Below are 14139 nucleotides of genomic sequence, written 5' to 3' on the forward strand. Positions count from 1 at the left end.
TCTCCCACACCGACCGGCGTCAGCGCAGCCATCCGGCATCGCGATACCAGGCGGCGGTGGCGGCGAGGCCCGCAGCGAAGGCGATTTCGGGTGCCCATAGCGCCGGATCAGGCCGCTTGGCGGGATCGCTGACCCAGTCGGGATGCGCCATATAGGCAGCGCGGTCGGGGGTCAGCTTCGCGCGGTCGCCGCGTAACAACCGGTCGGCATGCGCCGCCAGCTTGAGCAGCGGGCGCGGCGCGCTGAACTTGAGCGCGCCGTTGCGTCCCACGGCGGCGGCAATGGCCGCGCCCATCGCGCGGTGCGAAATGCCGCCTGGGGTGCCATCATCAACCTCATAGAGTGCCCCAGTCGGAAAGTCCGACGTTACGGCGAGCGCGACCAGCAGTTTGGCCAAATCGGTGGCATGGATCCACGATCCACGCCCCGCTGGCGGCAGCAGGATGAAGCCCCTTTGCGCCATTTTGAACAGTTCCAGCATGTCGCGATCGCGCGGACCATAGACGCCAGGCGGGCGGACGATGGCCCACGGCAGCGGCGCGGCGCGAACGCCCTCTTCGGCCCCGGCTTTGGACCAGCCATAGTTGGAAAGCGCGGGTTCGCGGGCAGCCAGGCTGCTGACGTGGACAAAGCGGGCGACTTTCGCGCGCCTTGCGGCATCGACTATCGCCTGCGTACCAGCGATGTTGGCAGCGGCGAAGGCAGCGCGGTCGGGCACGTTCACTGCGCCGGCAATATGCACGACCGCGTTTGCGCCGGCGCAAAGCTGGTCGAGCGACGCCGCATCGTCGAGTGCGCCTGCGATCCACGTTACCCCCGCGCGCTCGGGCTGCTGCCGACGCGCCAGCGCGCGGACGGGGACGCCCGTGACTGACGCCGCGTCAAGCACATGGCTGCCGACAAATCCCGTCGCGCCGGTAATGGCGATGGTCACAGCAGCACCAGATGGTCGCGGTGCACCAGCGCGCTGCGCGGGGCATAGCCGAGCGCGGCTTCCTGCGCGTCGCGGCCCAGCCCCCTGATGCGGATGGCATCGCGCACCGGATATTCGGACAGGCCGCGCGCAATCGGATGGCCATCGGGCCCGTCGATTTCCAAGACATCGCCGCGCTCGAACTGGCCGGTGATGGCGGTTACTCCGGCGGCAAGCAAGCTCGCGCCGCCCCGCAGCGCCTTGGCTGCACCCGCGTCAATGGTCAGCCGCCCCTTGGCGGTGAGCCCGCCAGCAAGCCAGGCCTTGCGCGCGGTGGCGCCGCGCTCGGCGACAAACAAGGTGTGGCGCGCGGGTGTGGAAAGCGGCCGCTCGATCCGCCCCGAAACAATCGCCAGATCGCATCCGGCGCTCGCGGCGATGCGCGCGGCGGCGATTTTGGACACCATCCCGCCCGACCCCATGCCGCTGGCCGAACGATTGTCGGCCATGCCTTCAATGGCACTGTCGATTCGCTCGACGCGCGCGATATGCTGCGCGGCAGGATCGGCGGGGTTGCGGTCATAAAGACCGTCGATGTCGGACAGCAGAATGACGCCGCTTGCCCCGGCCGCCTGCGCCACGCGCGCGGCGAGCCGGTCATTGTCGCCAAAGCGGATTTCCTCGGTCGCGACGCTGTCATTCTCGTTGATAACCGGCACGACGCCAAGCGACAGCAGCCGGTCCAGCGTCGCGCTGGCATTCAGATAACGCCGCCGGTCCTCCAGATCATCCAGCGTGACCAGCATCTGTGCCGCCGTCATCCCTTCGGCGGCGAGCAACTCGGCCCACACGCCCGCCAGCGCAATCTGCCCGGTGGCCGCCGCCGCCTGCGCATCTTCCAGGCTCGCGCGCCCGCCCTTGGGCAGGTTCAACCGCCGCGCGCCCAGCGCAATTGCCCCGGAGGATACCACCGCCACCTGCTGGCCTTCGCGGATCCGGGCGGCGATGTCATCCACCACCCCCTCCAACCAGGCGCGTCTGACTGTGCCCGCATCGTCGACAAGCAGCGCCGACCCGATTTTCACAATCAGGCGCGGCATGGTGCGGGGTGGGAACAGGGTCATTGTGGCGCGGGTGGTTGCCTGCGGTCATCGGCGATCCGGCACCTTGGCGGACCGGTCAAGAATGGCCGAATTCTCAGAAAGTAGAAGCTATACCCCCCCTCTATCGCGCTCCAGTTTGATGGTGTCGGGGCGCAAAATTGAGCGTCAAGCGGGCGCAAAGCGGGTGTCATGGGACTGCATTGCTAGAAAGCTGTGTCGATGTAGGAAAGCGAAATCGGCAGAGGCCGTCTACCGTATCGATCAAACCGGCGACCATTCGCCGATGCTTTCGCCGGTGCCGTCATCCTTGTCGCCGAAAATCGCGTCCTGCAACGCGTCCAGCACAGCCGGGATGCCCGCACCGCTCGCGCCCGACAGCGCGAACACCGGTGCGCCGCTCGCCTCTGCCAGTTCCGCCGACAGCGCGGCGATGAGTTCGGCGTCCAATGTGTCGACCTTGTTGAGCGCAACCACCACCGGCTTGTCGGTCAGCCCCGCGCCATAGGCGTCGAGCTCGTCGCGGACGATGTGGTAGCTTGAGGCAACATCCTCATCATTGGCATCGACCAGATGCAGCAGCACGCGGCAGCGTTCGATATGGCCGAGAAAGCGGTCGCCGATGCCCGCGCCATCGGCCGCGCCTTCGATCAGGCCCGGAATGTCGGCGACGACAAATTCCTGCCCCCGGTGGCTGACCACGCCCAATTGGGGACGCGTGGTGGTGAAGGCATAGGCGCCGACTTTGGCCCCGGCATTGCTGACCGCGTTGATGAAGGTTGATTTGCCCGCATTGGGCAGGCCGACGAGGCCCGCATCGGCGAGCAGCTTCAACCGCAGCCAGACATAGCATTCCTCGCCCGGCCAGCCCGGGCCGTGCTGGCGCGGCGCCCGGTTGGTGCTCGACTTATAGCTGGCGTTGCCACGCCCGCCGTCGCCGCCGCGCAGGAAGCGCACGCGCTCGCCGGGTTTGGTCAGGTCGAGCAGCAGCGTGCGTTCTTCGTCATCGGCCAGCACCTGCGTGCCAACCGGCACTTTGATAACAATGTCATCGCCGCCCGCGCCGGTCTGGTTGCGCCCGGCGCCGGGGGTGCCGCGCGGCGCCTTGAAATGCTGGGTATAGCGGAAGTCGATGAGGGTATTGAGACCCTCGACCGCTTCAAAAATAATGTCGCCGCCCTTGCCGCCGTTGCCGCCGTCGGGACCGCCATATTCGATGAACTTTTCGCGCCGGAAGGCGACGGCACCGGGGCCGCCGTCACCGGACTTCACGAAAATCTTGGCTTGATCGAGGAAATGCATGGAGGCCTATCTGTTGCCATATTCCCGTTCACCTCGAGCGAAGTCGAGAGGCCGTGAAGTCATGCGCGCCTTCGGGGTGTCTCGACTACGCTCGACAGGAACGGAGAGGGATTGGCGGCTTCCTTAGGCGAGGTTCACAGAAAACGCGAGTCTGGCAGCTGGCCTAGTCGGTCTTGGCCGCGTGAAACTTCGCAATGCGTCCTTCGATTAACTCGCAGGCCAGCGTGCGCGAGGTGTCGCGCGGCAGGCCCAGCGCCGCGGCCATTGGCGCGCCCATCTGTGCATCACCCAGCGCCATCAGCACCAGCACCAGCGTGTCTTCGCGCATCAGCCGTTTTTCGTCGGCATCGGGGGTCAGATCGTCGATCAGCCGATGGATTGCCGCGACAACGGGATCCAGCGCGTCGTCGTTGCCGGTAAGCAGCATCCAGCTTGCCAACGCACCCGCGCCGCCCTGGTCAAAGGCGTCGAATGCCATATCGACGATCGCGCGGACGTCGCGGTGCCCCAGCTCGCTGGCGCGCATCGTTTCGGCGATCGTCGCGCACACGCCTTCGGTCAGGAATCCGGCAAGGTCCTTTTGCAGCCCGGCGGCGCTGCCGAAATGGTGCAGTAGATTGGCGTGCGTGCGGCCGATGCGCGCCGCGACGGCCTTCAATGTTACCGCCTGCGGCCCGGCCTCGAGCAAAATGTCGCGCGCCGCGACTAGCGCCTGCCCGCGGCTTTCCTCGGGCGACAGACGTTTGCGTGGGGCGAGTTCAACTATTGACATCTATGTAAGTTACCCGTTAATCCTTTGGCCGCAAAACTGATTGCTCCCGACTCCCTTTTCGCTTGGAATGTCATAATGTCCAGCCTTTCGAAAATCTCGCCCACCCCCGCCGACCTCGCCATTACGCCGCGCGACATCCGCTTTGGCCGCGAGGCAAAGCAAAAGCGCTGGTGGCTGGGCGGCGATCCCATCGGCTCTTCGCTGTTCACCGCATTGTCGGTGACCTTTCCGCAAGGCGAAGCCATGTTCATCGAAGCGGTGAAGGCGCACCGCGATGGCGTGCCGCCGAAGCTGGCAGGCGAAATCCGCGCCTTTGTGCAGCAAGAGGTGATCCACAGCCGCGAACATGTGGTGTTCAACCGCAAGATCGCCGAAACCGGCTATGATCTTTCGCCGCTGCAGGCCGATGTCGATCATATTATGGCGCTGATCAAGGAACGGCCGGCGATCATTAATCTGGCCGCGACCATTGCGCTTGAACATTATACCGCGGTGCTGGCGCAATTGTTTCTCAAAGACCCGTCGATCTTCGACGGGGCCGACCCCGACTGGGCGGATATGTGGCGCTGGCACGCGATCGAGGAGATTGAGCATAAGGGCGTCGCCTATGATACCTGGCTGCACGCCACCAAGCATTGGTCGCGCTGGAAACGCTGGAGCGTCAAGACGCGGCTGATGCTGATCATCACGGTCATGTTCTGGGCCAAGCGCATCAAAGGCATGAAGGCATTGCTGAAGCAGGATGGCCTGACCGGCTGGCGCGTCAACGCCCGGATTGCTTGGTACATGCTGGGCAATCCGGGGCTGCTGCGCCGGATTTTCGTGCCGTGGGCAGCCTATTTCCTGCCCGGTTTCCACCCGTGGAACCACGACGACCGCGCGCTGATCGGCAAGTATGACAGCGACTATGCCGACGCCAAAATGCCGTCGAGCGTGGAGTTGGCAAAAGCGGCCTGAGCGATTAGGCGCGGTGGATGATCCCGCCAACCCTTGAAACCCCGCGCCTGCGGCTGCGTGCGCAGCGTCTATCCGATAAAGCTGACCATGTCGCGATGTGGGCCGATACGCGGGTCACGCGCTTCATCGGCGGCGAGCCGCGCGACGAAACATTGAGCTGGAGCAAATTCCTCGCCGCCGCCGGGCTGTGGCCGGTGATGGGCTTCGGCTATTGGGTGTTCGCCGACAGGGCGAGCGACCGGCTCATCGGTATGGGTGGCCTGTCTTACTTTGCGCGCGGTGTGCCGCTGCTTGAAGGCGTGCCCGAGGCGGGCTGGGCGTTGGATGCCGACCATTGGGGGCAGGGGCTGGCAACCGAGGCGATGATGGCGGTGATCGCCTGGGCCGATGCGAACCTCGCCGCGCCCGAAATCCGCTGCATCATCAACCCCGGCCACCGCGCATCCGAAGCGGTAGCGACGAAGCTGGGGTTCGCGGTGATCGGGCACCATGTCATGGAGCCCGACCCGGTCAATGTGTGGGCGCGGGTGCGGCCTTAAGCCAGCTCTACCACCAATATCCCGCCTTCGGCGCTGACCACGCGTACCTTGGCACCGGCGGCCGCATCAGGCCCGCGCACCGGCCATTCGCCGTCGCCGATCTTGGCCCGACCGCGCCCGTCCTGAATCGCGCTGACCAATGTCACCACTTCGCCGACATAGCGGCCCCCGCGCTGGTTGAGCAGCGGGTCAGTGGTTTCGATGGGGTTGTCCTTCATATATTTGCGTGCCCAGAACACCGCCACAATCGACAGCACAGCGAATAGTGCGATTTGCCCCGCGAAGGGGATGGGCAGCACCCACGCGATCAGCCCGGTAATGATCGCTGCGCCCGCCAGCCAGATCAGGAAAAAGCCCGGCAGCAGCATTTCGAGCACGCCGAGCGCGAGCCCGATTGACAGCCAGAACCAGTGTGGATCCATCCCTTCGAGCCAACCGTTCATGTTCAACGCCCCTCACCCATTTTGCCGATAGCATCCTTGGCAATCTCGCCGATGCCGCCCAGCGTGCCGATCAACTGGGTGGCCTCGACCGGGAACAAGATCGTCTTGGCATTGGGCGACGTGGCAAATTGGCCCACGGCTTCGACATATTTTTGTGCAATGAAGTAATTGATCGCTTTCGCATCGCCGCCGGCGATGGCGTCGGACACCAGCCGCGTCGCGGTGGCTTCAGCCTGTGCGGCGCGTTCGCGCGCTTCGGCGTCGAGGAAGGCCGACTGGCGGCGCCCTTCGGCCTCCAAAATCTGTGCCTGCTTCAAACCCTCGGCGCGGTTGATTTCATTCTGCCGCGCGGCTTCGGATTCGAGGATCGTCGCGCGTTTTTCGCGCTCGGCCTTCATCTGCCGCGCCATCGCATTGCTGATATCGGCGGGCGGGCGGATGTCCTTCACCTCGACGCGGGTGATTTTCACGCCCCACGGCGTCGTCGCATCGTCAACCACGTGCAGCAGGCGCGCGTTGATCTCGTCGCGCTTGGACAGCGTTTCGTCGAGGTCCATCGACCCCATCACCGTGCGCAAGTTGGTGGTCGTCAGGTTCATGATCGACAGATAGAGGTCGCTAACCTCATAGGCTGCCTTCGGCGCGTCGAGGACTTGGAAGAAGACCACGCCATCGACCGCGACCATGGCGTTGTCCTTGGTGATGATTTCCTGCCCCGGAATGTCGAGCACCTGTTCCATCACATTCACCTTGCGCCCGACGCGATCGACGAACGGAATGATGAAGTTGAAACCGGGCTGCGCTGCGTGGGTGAAGCGGCCAAAGCGTTCGATGGTATAGACAAAACCCTGCCGGACCACGGTGACGCCCATCATCAGGAAGATGATGGCCAGACCCAGCAGCACCAGAACGAAATATTCCATGGATTATCCCCTGTTGATTACCGTGTATCATTGCCAAGTGCGGTGACGCGCGCCAAGCATATTCGGACATGACGGTTAATTTTGCCCCACCGCCGCGCTCGCTGCTCTACGTCCCCGCTGCCAATGCGCGCGCGCTGGAAAAGGCGCGCGGGCTGGCCGCCGACATGCTGATTATCGACCTTGAAGATTCGGTCCCGGCCGACCGCAAGGCCGAGGCGCGCGATGCGATGCGCGCAGCCTTGACCATGGGGTATCCCGGCAAGCGCGTCGCGGCGCGGATTAATGCGCACGGGCATCCCGAACAGGCGGCGGACCTTGCGGCAATGGTTGGGGTCGTATGCGACGCCATTGTGGTGCCCAAGGTGGATGCGCCTGGCGAACTTGCCGCGCCCGCCGCGCTCGGCAAACCGCTGTTCGCCATGATCGAGAGCCCGGCGGGGGTTTTTGCCGCGCGCGATATTGCCGCGCATGCCAGCGTCGCGGCGCTGGTGGCGGGGCTCAATGACCTCGCCATCGAATTGAAGCTCCCTGACGTCACCGACCGCGGCGCGATGACCCTGGCCATCCAGACGATCGTGCTGGCGGCGCGCGCGGGCGGCAAGCTGGTGTTTGACGGGGTGTATAACGCCATCGACGATGCTGCGGGCTTCGCCGCCGAGGCCGCCGAAGGTCGACGACTGGGCTTCGATGGCAAGACGCTGGTGCATCCGTCGCAGGTCGATCCCTGCAATGCCGCCTTTGCGCCCACGCCCGCCGAGATCGAGGAAGCCGAAGCCATTATCGCCGCCGCGACCGGCGGTGCGCAGCGTTTTCGCGGGCGGATGATCGAGGATATGCACGTGGCGCAGGCCCGCGCGCTGTTGGCGCGCCAAACGAGCTGACCCGCGCTGCTGGCGCGCATCTTGCGCTGACGCCGAGCGCGTGGCAACGCTGCGCGCCATGATCACACGCGCTTTGCTTGCCGCCGCTGCGGCCTTCGCCCTTGTCCCCATTGCCGCTGCGCAGTCCGACAAGCCGGTTACCGAGGCCGAACTCGCCGCGCATATCGACATCCTTGCCAGCGATATTTTCGAGGGGCGCGCGCCGGGGACAACCGGCGAATATCGAACCATCGCCTATATTACGGGCGAATGGGCCAAGGCGGGTCTGGTCCCGGTGCCGGGCAGCGCGACGCCGTGGCTGCAACCGGTACCGCTGGTCGAATCCAAAAATCTGGGCGGAACCGCCAGCTTTCGCCGCGATGGCCGCGCCATTGCGCTGGAAGACGATGGTATTTTGTTGACCAGTCGCACCGCCAGCGCCGAGCTCAAAGATTTGCCGGTCGTTTTTGTCGGCTATGGCGTCGATGCGACCGGCAAGGTCGCCGCCGACGTGCGCGGCAAGATCGCCGTCATGCTGTTCGACAATGTGCCTTTTGGCACCAACCTGCCGCGCTATCGCGACCGGCGGCGGTTGCTGGGTGAAGCGGGCGCGGCGGCGGTGCTGGTGGTCGCTGGCGAAAGCCTGCCCTGGGCGCAGCTTAAGGGTGCGTTGATGAACGCCAATGTGACGCTGGGCACCAATGCGGCGAGCGGCCCGGGGGTCAGCGGTTTCCTCGCCCCCACCGCCTTCGACACGCTGGTGACGCGTGCAGGCGAAAAATCGGATGATTTGCGCGCTGCGGCCAAAAGTCCCGATTTCATGATGCGCGATCTGGGCATCCGCGCCGACCTGACCGCATCAACCGCGATCCGAGCCTTCGACAGCCACAATATCATTGGCAAGCTGCCGGGTGCCAAACCCGATGGCAAAGCGATCGTCATTATGGGGCATTGGGACCATCTGGGTATATGCCGCCCCGAAGGTGCGCCGGACCGCATCTGCAACGGTGCGGTCGATAACGCCAGCGGCATTGCGGTGATGATCGAGGTGGCGAAAAGGCTGGGACAGGGCGCGCGGCCCGACCGCGACATCTATTTCCTCGCCACCACGGCGGAGGAAAGCGGACTGCTGGGCGCCTATCATTTTGCCGACAATCCAGTGGTGCCGCTGACCGACATTACCGTCGCGCTCAACATCGATACCATTGCCATCAGCCCGCGCGGGACGCCGGTCGCGACCATCGGACGCGGTTCGGTTCCGCATGATGCGCTGGTTGCCGAAGTCGCGACCAAGCTGGGGCGCAAGCTCGATACCGACGGCGAGGCCGATGCCTTTGTCCAGCGGCAGGACGGCTGGGCGTTCGGGGCGAAGGGTGTTGTGTCGCTGATGGCGGGCGGCAGCTTTTCGGACATGGCGCTGCTGCAAGCCTTCCTTGGCAGCAATTACCACGGCCCCGCCGACCAGCCTGGTCAGCCCTACCCGCTCGGCGGTGCCGCCGAAGATGCCGACCTGCACGTTGCACTGGCGCGGGCATTCGGCAGCATCAAGCGCTGGGCGGGCAAATAAATCCTCCCTGTTCCGGGGAGGATTTTTACGCCGCGACCTTCGCCCGCTCGCTCATTTCCTGATTGAGCATTTCGGCGAGCAGGAACGCAAGCTCGAGCGATTGCGCAGCGTTCAGGCGCGGGTCGCAGTGCGTGTGATAACGGTCCGACAGCCCTTCGTCGGTAATCGCCACTGCGCCGCCGGTGCATTCGGTGACATTCTGTCCGGTCATTTCGGCGTGGATGCCGCCCGCGTGCGTGCCTTCGGCGCGGTGCACGGCGAAAAAGCCGCGCACTTCGGCGAGGATGCGATCGAAGGGACGCGTCTTGTACCCGCTCGCTGCCTTGATGACATTGCCGTGCATCGGATCGCATGACCAGACCACCGGATGGCCCGACGCCTTGACCGCGCGCACCAGCTTGGGCAGCCCGGCCTCGATCTTATCATGGCCATAGCGGGTGATCAGCGTCATGCGCCCCGGTACATGGCCGGGGTTCAATGTATCGAGCAGGCGCAAGAGCGTGTCGGGTTCGAGGCTAGGCCCGCACTTCATGCCGATGGGGTTGCCGATGCCGCGCAGATATTCGACATGCGCGCTGCCCTCGAACCGCGTGCGGTCGCCCACCCACAGGAAATGGGCCGAAGTGTCGTACCAGCCGCCGGTCAGCGAATCCTGCCGCGTCAACGCCTGTTCATAGGGCAGCAGCAGCGCCTCATGGCTGGTGAAGAAGCTGGTGCCCTTGATTTGCGGCACGGTTTCCGGCGTCACCCCGCACGCTTCCATGAAGGCGAGCGCTTCGGAAATGCGCCCGGCGGTTTCCTGATATTTCTTCGCCCATGGGCTGCGGCCCATGAAATCATGCGTCCAGCTGTTGACCTGATGCAAATTGGCATAGCCGCCGTTCGCAAAAGCACGCAGCAGATTGAGCGTCGCCGCCGACTGGCTGTACGCCTTGACCATGCGCTGCGGCTCGGGCTCGCGCGCGGCAGCATCGAAGGCGATATCGTTGATGATGTCGCCATAATAGCTGGGCAGCGACACATCGCCCTGCACTTCAACATCGCTCGACCGCGGCTTGGCGAATTGGCCCGCCATGCGCCCCACCTTCACCACCGGCAGCTTAGACGCAAAGGTCAGCACCACCGCCATTTGCAGCAGCACGCGAAAGGTGTCGCGGATATTATTGGGGTGAAATTCGGCAAAGCTTTCGGCACAATCGCCGCCCTGGAGCAGGAACGCCTTGCCCTCGACCACGCGTGCCAATTCGCGCGTCAGGTCACGCGCCTCGCCCGCAAACACCAATGGTGGATAATTGCCCAGCTCGCGTTCGGCTGCGGCGAGTGCGGCTGCGTCGCGATAGGCCGGCAAATGCCGGGCTTCGTGGTTACGCCAGCTGTGCGGTTGCCAAGGTTGCGTCATCTTGTTTCAGTCCAAATTGTCACGGCAATGGGGGCAGCCCCATGGCGCGGTGGCAGCGATAAGGCAAGTCAAAGGCCGCGCCGTTTCCTATAATGCCGTCATCCAGCGCGATCGTTACGCCAAATCTGCGTCACCGTGAAACAAGATTTCTTGCTATGGGAAATCGACTGGCTTTGGGTTAAGCTGAACACCGGGTCGCGCCTGAGAAAAAACAGAACGGGCAGGATGAGATGAATTGGCTGGCGGATGGAGCGTGGTTGGGCCACGTTGGCATATTGCTGCTTATCGCGGCGGTATTGGCCACACGCGAGCCAGTGCGTTCGATGCTGTTCGGCCTGGGCGCGCTGTTTGGCGTTGCCACCAGTATTTTCGTAATCGACCGGCCATCCTATGCCCTGCTGTTCAGCCTGCTCGTTGTGGCCATGTTGCTCAAATATGCGCTGGGAGCGCTCAAGCGCGCCGATGTGCGGTTCACTTCGGATGACGCGGCGCTGCGCGAGGCGCATTTTGGCGGGCTCGAGCCGGTCACCGCACGCCGGTTGATCGATGAAGGGCATTGGATCGAAGCGTCGCGCGGTGATGTGCTCATCCATCAGGCACAGGCCGCGCCATGCCTGTTCTTCATCGCGGCAGGTGCCGCAGAGGTGGTCCGCGACGAAGTGAACGTAGGGCAATGCACCGCGGGCGACTTGATCGGCGAAGCCACGGTCGTTGACGGCGGCAGTGCGACCGCCACCGTGCGCCTCATCACCAATGCGCGGCTGTGGTTTGTGCCGGCCGAGCGGCTGCGCGCCTTTCTCGCGGCCAATCCGGCGGCGCGGGCAGTCTTGCAAGATGGCTTTGCCCAGGCCTTGCGCAGCAAGCTGGGCGATGCCAATGCCCGCGCAGCCCAATCGGGGCTGGTGGCGGGCGGAGCGGCATGATCACGGTTTACGGGATACCGAATTGCGACACGGTAAAGAAGGCGCGGCGGTGGCTCGACGCGGCGGCCATTCCCCACCGCTTCCACGATTTCCGTAAAGACGGGCTGGATGGCGCGCGGCTGAACGGCTGGGTTGCGACGCTCGGCTGGGACGTGCTGCTCAACAAGAGTGGCACGACGTTCCGCAAATTGACGGATGATGCCAAGGCCGATTTGGACGCCGCCAAAGCCAGCGCGCTCATGCTGGCCGAACCGGCGATGATCAAGCGGCCGGTGGTAGAATATCCTGGCGGGCTGCTGGTCGGCTTTAAGGAAGGCGAATGGGCGGCGCGCCTGGTGTGAGCGCCGTCTTGCATCTGTCATGTGCAGATGCAAGGCGCGCAGGATGCGCTTCCTGCTCATCTTGCTCGCCCTGCTGCTGCCCATGACCGCCGCTGCCAAACCCATCGTTATCGCGCATCGCGGCGCGTCGGGCGAGCGCCCCGAACATACGCTGGCGGCCTACAGCCTTGCCATCGAGCAGGGCGCGGATTTCATCGAACCCGATCTGGTGCTGACCAAAGACGGCGTGCTGGTGGCGCGGCACGAGAATGAGATTTCGGAGACCACCGACGTCGCTGATCGCCCGGAATTTGCAGCGCGCAAGGCAACCAAGGTGATTGACGGTGAGAGCTTTACCGGCTGGTTTACCGAGGACTTTACGCTCGCCGAACTCAAAATGCTGCGCGCCAAAGAGCGGCTGCCGCAATTGCGCGGGGCGAATACTGCTTATGACGGGCAATATGAAATCCCAACCTTTGACGAGGTGCTGGCGCTGGCGCGCGATGAAGGGAAAAAGCGCGGGCGCGTGATTGGCGTCTATCCCGAAACCAAGCATCCCAGCTATTTCGCCAGCATTGGCCTTGCCCATCAGGAACCATTGCTTGCGGCGCTCGAGCGCTTCGGGCACCGTGATGCGACGGCACCAGTGTTCATCCAAAGCTTTGAAATCGGCAACCTCATCGAGCTGCGCGGGCGCACCAAATTGCGCTTGATTCAGTTGATGGCGGACGCTGGCGGGCCAGCCGACCGCCCGGCCATTGCCTATGGCGATATGGCGAAACCCGACGGGCTGAAGCAGATTGCGGTCTATGCCAATGGTGTTGGCGTCGCCAAAGCCATGGTAATTCCGCGCGGCGCCGACGGCCGCCTGGCTACCCCAACCGCGCTGGTTGCCGACGCGCACAAGGCAGGGCTCGCCGTCCATGTCTGGACGTTTCGCCGCGAAAATTATTTCCTGCCCGCCGATCATCGCAGCGGCCCGGACCCCCGCAACGCCGGTGATTTGGTGGCGGAAATCCGGGCCTTCCTCGCCACCGGTATCGATGGCCTGTTCAGTGATAATGTGACCGAAGCGGCGGCGGCGGTCAGCGGGTTGGCGGCGCGCCCCAAATAAACACTTTGTCGAGCGGCTTGCCGAACACCGCGGCGATGCGGAACGCGACCTCCAGGCTGGGCGAATATTTGCCCTGCTCGATGGCCGCGATGGTTTGGCGGGTGACACCGACGCGCTCGCCGAGCTCTGCCTGCGTCATTTCGCCAGACAGAAAGCGCAGCGTGCGGATGTCGTTGGTAAAGGGCAGCGCCATGGCTCAGTCCGCCCGATAGAGCAGGCACTGGGTGCCATAGCGGCTCAGGTCGGCGAGCGCGAAGCCCGCGACAAGCACCAGCGTCAGCGTGGCGGGTGATGTGCCAAAGCCGAGCATCAGCACGGCAAAGGCCAGCCCGCCAATCGCCACGAAGAAACCAATGGCTGCCGCTTGCGCCGCAATTTGGCGGTCGCGTTCGTCAGCGCCCTCGGCCCCGTGGCGTGCGGCTAGCAGCACTTGCACCAGCGCCAACAACAGGAAATGCACCAGCAGCAGCAAGGGTGCGCCTATGGGCAGCCACTCAAGGAACCACAGCGCATACAGGCCCTGTGTGCCGATCAGCCCGGCCCAGGCTGCTTTTTCACGTAAGGTCATGATCATGCTCCCTTCCGATAGAGCCAAAGCTGCGCGCAGATGCGAATGATCTCGGCGAACACGACAACGCCGAGCAGGCTGTAAAGCAGCGTTACGCGGTCAAAGCCGCTGAAGATCAGCCAGATGCACAGCCACATCCCCAGCACCGCCGGATAATAGGCATAATGGGTGCCGCGCCAGTGGATCGTGCGCTCGCGTTCGTCTGCGGCGGCGTGCGCCTCGCTGGGATTGCGTGCGGCGATGAAGCCGATGATGATCGACATGGCAATGATGATACCGATGGTGCTGATAGTCAGCAGCCCGCCGCTCGCTGCCAAATGCTCGGGCCCGCGCGGCAGCACCGTGTGCGAATGGATGAAGAACCAGCCAAAGGCGGCAACCATCACCACCAGCGCCACCCAGTGCGTCTTTTCACGGAATGTCATTACCTTGCTCCAAT

Annotated in this window: 17 protein-coding genes; 7 read left to right on the forward strand and 10 right to left on the reverse strand. The window is 64.2% G+C overall.

Translation table 11 applies throughout. The annotated features are described in order from the left end of the window. Positions 1-19: 19 nt before the first annotated feature. From AC2TC0_RS04180 to AC2TC0_RS04195, 4 genes are all read right to left on the reverse strand, one after another. Positions 20-934: an SDR family oxidoreductase gene (locus tag AC2TC0_RS04180; protein WP_484716221.1), complete on the reverse strand. Its 915-nt coding sequence runs from the start codon at positions 932-934 to the stop codon at positions 20-22. Further along, positions 931-2037: a glutamate 5-kinase gene (proB, locus tag AC2TC0_RS04185; protein ID WP_484716222.1), complete on the reverse strand. Its 1107-nt coding sequence runs from the start codon at positions 2035-2037 to the stop codon at positions 931-933. Before proB ends, AC2TC0_RS04180 begins: the two co-directional genes overlap by 4 nt. 240 nt (positions 2038-2277) lie before the next feature. Beyond that, on the reverse strand, positions 2278-3315 hold the full coding sequence (obgE, locus tag AC2TC0_RS04190) for a GTPase ObgE (RefSeq protein ID WP_484716223.1): 1038 nt from the start codon (positions 3313-3315) through the stop codon (positions 2278-2280). Positions 3316-3478: 163 nt separating this feature from the next. Further along, on the reverse strand, positions 3479-4087 hold the full coding sequence (locus tag AC2TC0_RS04195; protein ID WP_484716224.1) for a TetR/AcrR family transcriptional regulator: 609 nt from the start codon (positions 4085-4087) through the stop codon (positions 3479-3481). A gap of 75 nt (positions 4088-4162) precedes the next feature. Between AC2TC0_RS04195 and AC2TC0_RS04200 the strand changes: the two genes are divergently transcribed. Continuing rightward, positions 4163-5044, forward strand: a complete 882-nt coding sequence (locus AC2TC0_RS04200; RefSeq protein ID WP_484716225.1) for a metal-dependent hydrolase — start codon at positions 4163-4165, stop codon at positions 5042-5044. Between the two features lie 17 nt (positions 5045-5061). After that, positions 5062-5583, forward strand: a complete 522-nt coding sequence (locus tag AC2TC0_RS04205; RefSeq protein ID WP_484716226.1) for a GNAT family N-acetyltransferase — start codon at positions 5062-5064, stop codon at positions 5581-5583. Here AC2TC0_RS04205 and AC2TC0_RS04210 read toward each other — a convergent pair. Both AC2TC0_RS04210 and AC2TC0_RS04215 read right to left on the reverse strand, forming a co-directional pair. Next, entirely contained in the window at positions 5580-6026 is a 447-nt protein-coding gene (locus tag AC2TC0_RS04210; protein ID WP_484716227.1) for an NfeD family protein, read from the reverse strand. The two genes, AC2TC0_RS04205 and AC2TC0_RS04210, sit on opposite strands and share 4 nt — an antisense overlap. A 2-nt stretch (positions 6027-6028) precedes the next feature. Next, positions 6029-6949: an SPFH domain-containing protein gene (locus AC2TC0_RS04215; RefSeq protein WP_484716228.1), complete on the reverse strand. Its 921-nt coding sequence runs from the start codon at positions 6947-6949 to the stop codon at positions 6029-6031. A gap of 68 nt (positions 6950-7017) precedes the next feature. Between AC2TC0_RS04215 and AC2TC0_RS04220 the strand changes: the two genes are divergently transcribed. After that, positions 7018-7830 carry an HpcH/HpaI aldolase/citrate lyase family protein gene (locus AC2TC0_RS04220; protein WP_484716229.1) on the forward strand — a complete coding sequence of 271 codons (813 nt, stop codon included), beginning with the start codon at positions 7018-7020 and terminating at the stop codon, positions 7828-7830. 58 nt (positions 7831-7888) lie between these two features. Then, on the forward strand, positions 7889-9376 hold the full coding sequence (locus tag AC2TC0_RS04225) for a M28 family peptidase (protein WP_484716230.1): 1488 nt from the start codon (positions 7889-7891) through the stop codon (positions 9374-9376). A gap of 25 nt (positions 9377-9401) precedes the next feature. On the opposite strand, the gene AC2TC0_RS04230 is transcribed toward AC2TC0_RS04225, so the two are convergent. After that, complete coding sequence (locus AC2TC0_RS04230; RefSeq protein WP_484716231.1) at positions 9402-10775, reverse strand: class II 3-deoxy-7-phosphoheptulonate synthase; 1374 nt, start codon at positions 10773-10775, stop codon at positions 9402-9404. Between the two features lie 230 nt (positions 10776-11005). On the opposite strand from AC2TC0_RS04230, the gene AC2TC0_RS04235 reads away from it, so the two are divergent. The 3 genes from AC2TC0_RS04235 to AC2TC0_RS04245 are packed head-to-tail and all read left to right on the forward strand — an operon-like array spanning position 11006 to position 13132. Beyond that, positions 11006-11698, forward strand: a complete 693-nt coding sequence (locus AC2TC0_RS04235; protein WP_484716232.1) for a Crp/Fnr family transcriptional regulator — start codon at positions 11006-11008, stop codon at positions 11696-11698. Then, positions 11695-12039, forward strand: coding sequence for an ArsC family reductase (locus AC2TC0_RS04240; protein ID WP_484716233.1), 345 nt, complete (start codon positions 11695-11697; stop codon positions 12037-12039). Before AC2TC0_RS04235 ends, AC2TC0_RS04240 begins: the two co-directional genes overlap by 4 nt. A gap of 43 nt (positions 12040-12082) precedes the next feature. Beyond that, the gene (locus AC2TC0_RS04245) at positions 12083-13132 is read left to right on the forward strand and encodes a glycerophosphodiester phosphodiesterase (RefSeq protein WP_484716234.1); all 1050 of its coding nucleotides are present in this window, start codon (positions 12083-12085) and stop codon (positions 13130-13132) included. Here AC2TC0_RS04245 and AC2TC0_RS04250 read toward each other — a convergent pair. From AC2TC0_RS04250 to AC2TC0_RS04260, 3 genes are read right to left on the reverse strand one after another with little or no spacing between them, the layout of a single operon-like run. Continuing rightward, a complete protein-coding gene (locus AC2TC0_RS04250) occupies positions 13104-13325 on the reverse strand; it encodes a helix-turn-helix transcriptional regulator (RefSeq protein WP_484716235.1) in 222 nt (73 codons plus the stop codon). The two genes, AC2TC0_RS04245 and AC2TC0_RS04250, sit on opposite strands and share 29 nt — an antisense overlap. A gap of 3 nt (positions 13326-13328) precedes the next feature. Further along, positions 13329-13700: a hypothetical protein gene (locus tag AC2TC0_RS04255; protein WP_484716236.1), complete on the reverse strand. Its 372-nt coding sequence runs from the start codon at positions 13698-13700 to the stop codon at positions 13329-13331. Between the two features lie 2 nt (positions 13701-13702). After that, positions 13703-14125 carry a hypothetical protein gene (locus tag AC2TC0_RS04260; RefSeq protein WP_484716237.1) on the reverse strand — a complete coding sequence of 141 codons (423 nt, stop codon included), beginning with the start codon at positions 14123-14125 and terminating at the stop codon, positions 13703-13705. Positions 14126-14139 lie beyond the last annotated feature (14 nt).

The organism is Sphingopyxis sp. sgz302558, from assembly GCF_057220455.1.

What these genes read in the sequence shown, in the direction of transcription:
- AC2TC0_RS04255 (WP_484716236.1), bottom strand. Translation starts at nt 13,700, where the DNA reads ATGACCTTACGTGAAAAAGCAGCCTGGGCCGGGCTGATCGGCACACAG.
- AC2TC0_RS04245 (WP_484716234.1), top strand. Translation starts at nt 12,083, where the DNA reads ATGCGCTTCCTGCTCATCTTGCTCGCCCTGCTGCTGCCCATGACCGCC.
- AC2TC0_RS04220 (WP_484716229.1), top strand. Translation starts at nt 7,018, where the DNA reads ATGACGGTTAATTTTGCCCCACCGCCGCGCTCGCTGCTCTACGTCCCC.
- AC2TC0_RS04260 (WP_484716237.1), bottom strand. Translation starts at nt 14,125, where the DNA reads ATGACATTCCGTGAAAAGACGCACTGGGTGGCGCTGGTGGTGATGGTT.
- AC2TC0_RS04195 (WP_484716224.1), bottom strand. Translation starts at nt 4,087, where the DNA reads ATGTCAATAGTTGAACTCGCCCCACGCAAACGTCTGTCGCCCGAGGAA.
- AC2TC0_RS04235 (WP_484716232.1), top strand. Translation starts at nt 11,006, where the DNA reads ATGAATTGGCTGGCGGATGGAGCGTGGTTGGGCCACGTTGGCATATTG.
- AC2TC0_RS04230 (WP_484716231.1), bottom strand. Translation starts at nt 10,775, where the DNA reads ATGACGCAACCTTGGCAACCGCACAGCTGGCGTAACCACGAAGCCCGG.
- AC2TC0_RS04205 (WP_484716226.1), top strand. Translation starts at nt 5,062, where the DNA reads ATGATCCCGCCAACCCTTGAAACCCCGCGCCTGCGGCTGCGTGCGCAG.
- proB (WP_484716222.1), bottom strand. Translation starts at nt 2,037, where the DNA reads ATGACCCTGTTCCCACCCCGCACCATGCCGCGCCTGATTGTGAAAATC.
- AC2TC0_RS04240 (WP_484716233.1), top strand. Translation starts at nt 11,695, where the DNA reads ATGATCACGGTTTACGGGATACCGAATTGCGACACGGTAAAGAAGGCG.
- obgE (WP_484716223.1), bottom strand. Translation starts at nt 3,315, where the DNA reads ATGCATTTCCTCGATCAAGCCAAGATTTTCGTGAAGTCCGGTGACGGC.
- AC2TC0_RS04225 (WP_484716230.1), top strand. Translation starts at nt 7,889, where the DNA reads ATGATCACACGCGCTTTGCTTGCCGCCGCTGCGGCCTTCGCCCTTGTC.
- AC2TC0_RS04210 (WP_484716227.1), bottom strand. Translation starts at nt 6,026, where the DNA reads ATGAACGGTTGGCTCGAAGGGATGGATCCACACTGGTTCTGGCTGTCA.
- AC2TC0_RS04250 (WP_484716235.1), bottom strand. Translation starts at nt 13,325, where the DNA reads ATGGCGCTGCCCTTTACCAACGACATCCGCACGCTGCGCTTTCTGTCT.
- AC2TC0_RS04200 (WP_484716225.1), top strand. Translation starts at nt 4,163, where the DNA reads ATGTCCAGCCTTTCGAAAATCTCGCCCACCCCCGCCGACCTCGCCATT.
- AC2TC0_RS04215 (WP_484716228.1), bottom strand. Translation starts at nt 6,949, where the DNA reads ATGGAATATTTCGTTCTGGTGCTGCTGGGTCTGGCCATCATCTTCCTG.